Annotated in this window: 6 protein-coding genes, 1 tRNA gene and 1 rRNA gene; 7 read left to right on the top strand and 1 reads right to left on the bottom strand. The window is 68.9% G+C overall.

The genetic code is table 11. The annotated features are described in order from the left end of the window. The 4 genes from rrf to DEI81_RS04680 all read left to right on the top strand — a co-directional run. Positions 1-104: ribosomal RNA gene (rrf, locus tag DEI81_RS04695) — 5S ribosomal RNA — on the top strand; the annotation flags it as partial. 107 nt (positions 105-211) lie between these two features. Continuing rightward, the gene (gene gltX, locus DEI81_RS04690; RefSeq protein ID WP_111009322.1) at positions 212-1,699 is read left to right on the top strand and encodes a glutamate--tRNA ligase; all 1,488 of its coding nucleotides are present in this window, start codon (positions 212-214) and stop codon (positions 1,697-1,699) included. Positions 1,700-1,764: 65 nt separating this feature from the next. Then, a complete protein-coding gene (locus DEI81_RS04685) occupies positions 1,765-2,703 on the top strand; it encodes an NAD(P)/FAD-dependent oxidoreductase (protein WP_111009382.1) in 939 nt (312 codons plus the stop codon). 53 nt (positions 2,704-2,756) lie between these two features. Beyond that, positions 2,757-2,828 (top strand) — tRNA-Gln (locus DEI81_RS04680). Positions 2,829-2,996: 168 nt separating this feature from the next. Here the strand turns inward: DEI81_RS04680 and DEI81_RS04675 are convergent. Further along, positions 2,997-3,977, bottom strand: a complete 981-nt coding sequence (locus tag DEI81_RS04675) for an endo-beta-N-acetylglucosaminidase H (RefSeq protein ID WP_111009321.1) — start codon at positions 3,975-3,977, stop codon at positions 2,997-2,999. A 254-nt stretch (positions 3,978-4,231) separates the two neighbouring features. Here DEI81_RS04675 and DEI81_RS04670 point away from each other — a divergent pair, with 254 nt between their 5' ends. The 3 genes from DEI81_RS04670 (at position 4,232) to DEI81_RS04660 (ending at position 7,578) form a co-directional block, all read left to right on the top strand. Then, on the top strand, positions 4,232-5,527 hold the full coding sequence (locus DEI81_RS04670) for an ABC transporter substrate-binding protein (RefSeq protein ID WP_258368497.1): 1,296 nt from the start codon (positions 4,232-4,234) through the stop codon (positions 5,525-5,527). Between the two features lie 162 nt (positions 5,528-5,689). Beyond that, complete coding sequence (locus tag DEI81_RS04665; protein WP_111009320.1) at positions 5,690-6,676, top strand: carbohydrate ABC transporter permease; 987 nt, start codon at positions 5,690-5,692, stop codon at positions 6,674-6,676. Further along, positions 6,673-7,578 (top strand): carbohydrate ABC transporter permease, encoded by a 906-nt coding sequence (locus DEI81_RS04660; protein WP_111009319.1) that lies wholly within the window; start codon positions 6,673-6,675, stop codon positions 7,576-7,578. The genes DEI81_RS04665 and DEI81_RS04660 overlap by 4 nt, the downstream gene beginning before the upstream one ends.

The following is a 7,578-nucleotide window of genomic DNA, read 5'->3' as shown; positions in this document are numbered from 1 at the left end:
GCGAGAGGGAAACGCCCGGTCACATTCCGAACCCGGAAGCTAAGCCTCTCAGCGCCGATGGTACTGCAAGGGGGACCTTGTGGGAGAGTAGGACACCGCCGGACTCAACGTCAGGGAAGCCCCTGATCACTCGCTCGAGGAGCGTGCTGATCAGGGGCTTTTCGTCGTCTCCGGTCGGTGTCGACGGGCGTCACGGTAGGATCGGGGCGTCATGACAGCGCCATTCACCACCGCCTCCGGCTCCGACGTCCGAGTTCGTTTCTGCCCGTCCCCGACCGGGACGCCCCACGTCGGACTGATCCGGACGGCCCTGTTCAACTGGGCCTACGCGCGGCACACCGGCGGGACCTTCGTGTTCCGGATCGAGGACACCGACGCGGCTCGCGACAGCGAGGAGAGCTACGAGCAGATCCTCGACGCGCTCCGCTGGCTGCGGTTGGACTGGGACGAGGGCATCGACGTCGGCGGTCCGCACGGCCCCTACCGGCAGTCCGAGCGGTCGGACATCTACGTGGACGTCATCGAGCGCCTCAAGGCCGAGGGGCTCGTCTACGAGTCGTTCGTGACCCCGGAGGAGATGGAAGCCCGGAACCTCGCGAACGGCCGTGATCCGAAGCAGGGGTACGACAACTTCGAGCGCGACCTCACCGAAGCCGAGCGTGCGGGGTACCGGGCCGAGGGTCGGCAGCCGGCGCTCCGTCTCCGGGTCCCGGACCGCGATCTCGGGTTCGCTGATCTCGTCCGGGGCGACATCACGTTCCCCGCCGGATCGTTCTCGGATTTCGTGGTCGTCCGACCGAACGGCAAGCCGTTGTACACGTTCGTGAACCCGGTCGACGACGCGCTCATGGGGATCACGCACGTGCTCCGCGGCGAGGATCTGCTCTCGTCGACGCCACGGCAGATCGCGCTGTACGAGGCCCTGGTGCAGATCGGCGTGACCTCGTTCGTGCCGCGGTTCGGGCATCTGCCCTACGTGATGGGCGAGGGCAACAAGAAGCTGTCCAAGCGCGACCCGGAGTCGAACCTGTTCCACCACCGGGCGAACGGGTTCATCCCCGAGGGGCTGGTGAACTACCTCGCGCTGCTCGGCTGGTCGCTGCGGGCGGACCAGGACGTGTTCTCCCTCGACGAGATGGTGGCGGCGTTCGACGTCGTGGACGTCAACCCGAACCCGGCGCGGTTCGACCCCAAGAAGGCCGAGTCGATCAACGGCGACCACATCCGACTCCTCGCCGTCGACGACTTCACGGATCGTCTGGTGCCGTACCTCGACGGCGTGCTGAGCGACCCGGTGACGGTGGACGAGCGGTCCATGCTGCAGCGCGCGGCGCCGCTCGTGCAGGAACGCATGAACGTCCTGAGTGATGCGCGGGGGATGCTCGGTTTCCTCTTCGTCGCGGACGACGACCTCACGATGGAGGACGACGCGCTCGCCACCCTCAAGGAGGACGCGCGGACGGTGCTCGACGCCTCCATCGACGCCCTCGAAGCGATCGAGGACTTCCGCGCGGAGCCCATCGAGTCGGCGCTCCGCGCTGCGCTCATCGACGGGCTCGGCCTGAAGCCCCGGGTCGCCTTCGGTCCGCTGCGGGTCGCGGTCTCCGGGCGACGGGTGAGTCCGCCGCTGTTCGAGTCGATGGAGATCCTGGGAAAGCCGTCGACGCTCACCCGGCTCCGCCGGCTCCGCGACCGGTGACGGATTCGCCCGGAGCGGGAGCGGTGCCCCCGCGCAGCGCCCCTGCGGCGCCGCACGGCCCCAACGTGCCTCCCGCGGACGACTACGACGTCGTCGTGATCGGGGCCGGCCCTGCCGGGCTCAGCGCCGCGCTCAACCTCGTGCGCGCGCGCAGGCGGGTGCTGCTCGTGGACGCCAACCGCCCGCGGAACGCGGCGACGCTGCGGTCGCACGGGTTCCTCACCCGTGACGGCGTCTCGCCCCTCGAGCTCCGGAAGCTCGGTCGCGAGGAGGTCGAGGCCTACCCCGAGGCGACGGTCACGCAGGCGGTGGTGGATGACGTCCACGCGGACGCTGGCGGCTGGGTGGTCTCGGGCGCCTGGCGGGGAACGCCCCTCGCGGCGCGTGGTGCGGCCGTCGTCGTGGCGACGGGACTCCGCGAGAGCTTCCCGAGCCTCCCGAGCGTCCGTGCGTTCTACGGGACGAGCGTGCACAGCTGCGTGGAGTGCGACGCGTACGAGAAGGCCGGGCAGCCGCTGGCGTTGATCGGGGAGACCGACGACCTGGCGGAGCGCGCGCTCGTGCTGGCGGCGTGGACGGATGACCTCGTCGTGTTCACGAACGGCGTTGGCCGTCTGTCGGAGGACGACCGCGCTCGCCTCCATGCCGCCGGGGTGGCTGTGGAGGACCGGGCGATCGCCGACCTCGAGGGCGGACGTGATGGACTGACGGGCGTCCGGCTCGTCGACGGCGTCGTGGTCCCGCGTGTCGCCGGCTTCGTGCGACCCCGGTGGCACGTCGATCTCGACTTCCTCGACACGCGGCTGGACCACGACGAGGACGGGTTCGTCGTGGTCGACCGGCACGGCCGGACGGGTGTCCCGGGACTGTACGCCGTGGGCGATGTCACCCCGCCCGGCCCCGAGCAGCTCATCGTCGCGGCTGGTGCCGGCGCCGTGACGGCCGCTGCCGTCCATCGTGACCTCGTCCGTGGTCTTCGGCCTGCTCGGGATGCTGTACAGTAGACACTCGGTTCCGGACACCACGGAACCATGGTCCGAGGCTGCCTCGTGACCATTGGGGTATGGTGTAATTGGCAACACGGCTGATTCTGGTTCAGTTGTTCTTGGTTCGAGTCCAGGTACCCCAGCAGCGAGCAGGCCCCCGAGCGATCGGGGGCCTGCTGCTTTTCCGGGGAACAGCCGCGAGCGCCCGGCGGGCGTGCCGGCCCGTCGACGGCACGATCTCCTGGGGCGAGCGCGAGGGACGGTGCCGCCACCGTCCCTCCCGCGCCGGGTGTCGCGCGCGGCCGTTCCGGTCAGCGGTACGTCGCACCCTGTCCGTAGAGGCTCTGCATGAGTGCTGACACGTACGCGCTGTCGTCACCGTCGGGCAGGTCGTACGTCATGAACACGCCGTAGTGCTCCGCCTCGGTCCGTCGTGCGAGCGCCTGCGCGGTCGCGATCGGGGTGCTCTGGATGTCGACGGCGGCGGGGGAGAGCCGCGACTTCGGGAGGCCGGGTGTCGCCGGGGCGCTGTAGGTGCCGTAGTAGGGGTTCCAGGCGTAGTCGAGCTTCGAGCCGATGCGCGGGCTCGAAGCGTCGAGGCTGGTCGATGCCGGGCCGATGTCGTAGAACGAGAGCAGCTTGTGCGGCAGGTCTGCCCGGAGCGCCGAGATGAGCCAGCCGATCGACTGCGCGTTGGGCTGTGGCGTGCCGTTCACGCCGTAGTCCGAGTACTCGTCGTCGAGGTCGATGCCGTCGAGGCGGTACTTCGTGACGACGTCGCGGACCTGCCGTGCGAAGTCCGCGGCGGCGGCGGGTGTGGAGAAGTTCGCGATGCCGGCGCCCTGGTGGTTGCCGAGGATGGACAGCTCGACCTTGATCCCCTTCGCCTGGAGGGGCCGGATCTGCGTGGCGGCCTGGTCGAGCGTCGCCTGGACGTTGGCGTTGAGCGACAGCTGCGCCTTCGTGCCGTCGTCGTCGATGTTCGCGGCGAAGATGATCCCGATGTCGAACGCGTTCGCCCCGTCGGCGAGCGTGTAGCGGCCGACGTTCGCGAGCTGGTCGTTGTTGACCTCGACGTACGCGACGCTGGTCGGGCCGTGCTTGACGGCGTGGTGCTGCTGATGTCCGTGGTCCGGACGGCCTGCCGTCGCCGCGTTCGCAGCGGACGGTGCGAGCGGCACGGCCGCAAGCGTGATGGCGGCCGCGGCCCCGATGCACCATCGCCTGGTGCTCCTGGGGGTGACGGTCCCGCGGGTCCCGGTGGTGGTGGTGGTGGTGGTGGTCCTGCGCATGGCACTCCTCGTCGAGTGGGGTGGGTGGCGGTGTTCTTCGCCGTGGACCGAGCGTGGATGACTGAAGCGCTTCAGTCAACCCCGCACCAGCCTCGTCCTCGGAGTCGGGCCGGCGTCCAGCGGGTTGATAACGATGTGGTGTCGCGACGCCCCGAGCGGGTGCGCGCCTCCCCCTTCCGGGGGTACCGTCCCGAACCAGCGGGCAATGAGGCCTGCTCAGGCGTGTCGCCTGCGATCTCAACGAGGAGACGACAGTGGACAGGACACGAGGGAAGCTGCGCATCGTCTGTGCGGCCGGCGTCGCGGTGATCGGACTGACGTTGGCAGGGTGTTCGAGCGGCGGTTCCGGCTCGGGTTCGGGTGGCGGCGACGCGACCTCGGGCCAGACCAGCCGCGGGCCGATCACGTACGTGCAGGGCAAGGACAACTCGAACGTCGTCCGCCCGCTCATCGCCAAGTGGAATGCCGCGCACCCGAACGAGAAGGTGACGTTCAAGGAGCAGTCCGACCAGGCCGACCAGCAGCACGACGACCTGGTGCAGCACTTCCAGGCGAAGGACTCGGGGTACGACGTCGTCGACGTCGACGTCGTGTGGACGGCCGAGTTCGCGGCGAAGGGCTGGCTGACGCCGCTCACGGGGAAGATGCGGATCGACACCTCGAAGCTGCTCGCACCGACGGTGAAGACGGCGACGTACAACAACACGCTGTACGCCGCACCGCAGACGTCGGACGGCGCGCTCCTGTACTACCGCAAGGACCTCGTGACGACGCCGCCGACGACGTGGTCGGCCATGATGCAGGACTGCTCGATCGCCGAGCGGGCCGGGATCGGGTGCTACGCGGGTCAGTTCGCCAAGTACGAGGGCCTCACGGTGAACACCTCCGAGGCGATCAACGGTGCCGGTGGATCGGTGCTCGCGAAGGACGGTTCGACACCGACGCTCGACACCGCGAAGGCCCGGGCAGGCCTGCAGAACCTCGTCACCGCGTTCAAGGACGGCGACATCCCCGCGGAGGCGATCACGTACCAGGAGGAACAGGGACGCCAGGCGTTCGAGTCCGGCAAGCTGCTGTTCCTGCGCAACTGGCCGTACGTGTACAACCTCGCGAAGACCGATGGTTCGTCGACGGTCAAGGACACGTTCGGGATCGCGCCGATCCCGGGCGCCGACGGCATCGGATCGTCGACGCTCGGTGGTCACAACGCCGCGATCAGCGTGTACTCGAAGCACAAGGCGACCGCGCATGACTTCCTCGAGTTCCTCGAGTCGAACGAGACCCAGAAGTTCTTCGCGACGCAGGGGTCCCTCGCGCCCGTCGTCGGGAGCCTCTACACGGATCCGGCCCTGACGTCGAAGCTGCCGTACCTGCCCACGCTGCTCACCTCGATCAAGAGCGCCGAACCCCGTCCGGTGACGCCGTACTACCCCGCGGTCACGAAGGCGATCCAGGACAACGCGTACGCCGCGCTCAAGGGCTCGAAGTCGGTGCAGCAGGCACTCAAGGACATGCAGGCCGCGGTCAAGTCGGCGTCGAACTCGAACTGACCCTCCAGGTCCTCCCGACCGACGGACGGGAGGCGCGGTGACGGAGCCGCGCCGCCCCTCCCGTCCGTTCCGTCCGGAGACCGGTACGAAGCGACACCAGGCGAGGAGGCCACCGTGTCAGCAGCAACAGAGATCCCGGCCGCGATCCCGGCCCCGTCGGGCATGGAACCACGACGTCGGGGACGGAGCGGTCTCAACGCCGCGCACGGCCGGTGGGCCGTCTGGCTCATCGGCCCGACCCTGCTCCTGCTCGCGATCGTCATCGGGTACCCGGTGGTGAGCGCGATCGTGCAGTCGTTCCAGAACGACGCCGGCCTGGACAAGGCGACCGGGATGTTCGTCAGCGGCGGCTTCGCCGGTGTCGCCAACTACGTGCACTGGCTCGGACAGCGGTGCGGCACCGGTGGGAGCGCGGTCGCGTGTCCGCCCGGCAGCCTCGGCGCGACGTTCTGGACGTCGTTCGGCAACACGTTCTTCTTCACCGCGGTGACGGTCGTCTTCGAGACCGTGATCGGGGTGTGGATGGCGATCATCATGAACCGACCGTTCACCGGGCGGGCGCTGGTCCGGGCCGCGGTGCTCGTTCCGTGGGCGATCCCGACCGCCGTGACGGCCAAGCTCTGGTACTTCATCTTCGACGTCAACGGCGTCCTCAACCAGGTACTCGGGACCCACGTGCTCTGGACGAGCGGGGAGTGGTCGTCGCGGTTCGCGATCGTCATCGCCGACACGTGGAAGACGACCCCGTTCATGGCGCTGCTCATCCTCGCGGGCCTGCAGCTCATCCCCGAGGAGGTCTACGAGGCCGGCAAGGTGGACGGTGCCACGACGGTCCAGCGGTTCCTCCACATCACGCTGCCCCTCGTCCGCCCAGCCCTCATGGTGGCCGTGCTGTTCCGGGTGCTCGACGCGCTGCGCCTGTACGACCTCCCGGCGATCCTCACGGGCGGCGGCGGGGGATCGGGGAACGCCACCACGACGCTCTCGATCCTCGTCGTCGAGCAGATCCGACAGGGGTTCAACTCCGCGTCGGCCCTGTCGACGATCACGTTCCTCGTGATCTTCGCCGTGGCGTTCCTGTTCGTCCGGTTCCTCGGCGCGAACGTCGTGCAGACGCACGCCGCGCAGCAGAAGGGTGAACTCCGATGACCATCGCAGCGCCACGGGCCCGCGCCGCCGTCCGTGATCGCGACACGACCACCTCGACCATCCGGGTCGAGCGGCACCGAGGTCCTGCGATCCGGACGGGCATCAGCGCCGCCGTGATCGTCATCTGGTGCCTCCTGCCCTTCTACTGGATGGTCGTCACGTCGTTCCGCGACGTCGGCTTCACGTTCGACGCGACGCCGTGGCCCACCCACGTGACGCTGGAGAACTACCGGACGGCGTTCTCCACCGGACTCGGCAACCACCTGGGACGTGCCCTCGGCAACAGCCTCGTCATCGGTGGGACCGTGACGGTGATCGCGTTGCTCGTCGGGACGAGTGCCGGCTACGCGTTGGCCCGACTCGAGTTCCGCGGCAAGTCGGTGATCGCCGGCGCGATCCTGGCCGCGTCCATGTTCCCCGGCGTGGCGCTCATCTCGCCCCTGTTCCAGCTGTTCACGGACCTCGGTTGGATGGGCACCTACCAGGCCCTGATCCTGCCGAGCATCTCGTTCGTGCTGCCGCTGACGGTCTACACGCTCACCTCGTTCTTCCGCGAGATGCCGTGGGACCTCGAGGAGGCTGCGCGGATCGACGGCTGCACGCGGATCCAGGCGTTCCGACGGGTCATCCTGCCGCTCGCCGCTCCCGCGGTCTTCACGACGGCGATCCTGGCGTTCATCTCGTCGTGGAACGAGTACCTCATCTCGAGTCAGCTCTCGAGCGACCGGACACAGCCGGTGACGGTGGCGATCGCGAGCTTCGCCGGCAGCCAGCCCCACCAGGAGCCGTACACGGCGGTCATGGCCGCGGGCACGATCGTCACGATCCCGCTCGTGATCCTCGTGCTCGTCTTCCAGCGTCGGATCGTCGCCGGTCTGACGGCCGGTGGCGTCAAGGGCTGA

Origin of the sequence: Curtobacterium sp. MCBD17_013 (assembly GCF_003234565.1) — a bacterium.
Classification (GTDB): domain Bacteria; phylum Actinomycetota; class Actinomycetes; order Actinomycetales; family Microbacteriaceae; genus Curtobacterium.
This window is presented reverse-complemented; position numbering and strand designations above follow the sequence as displayed.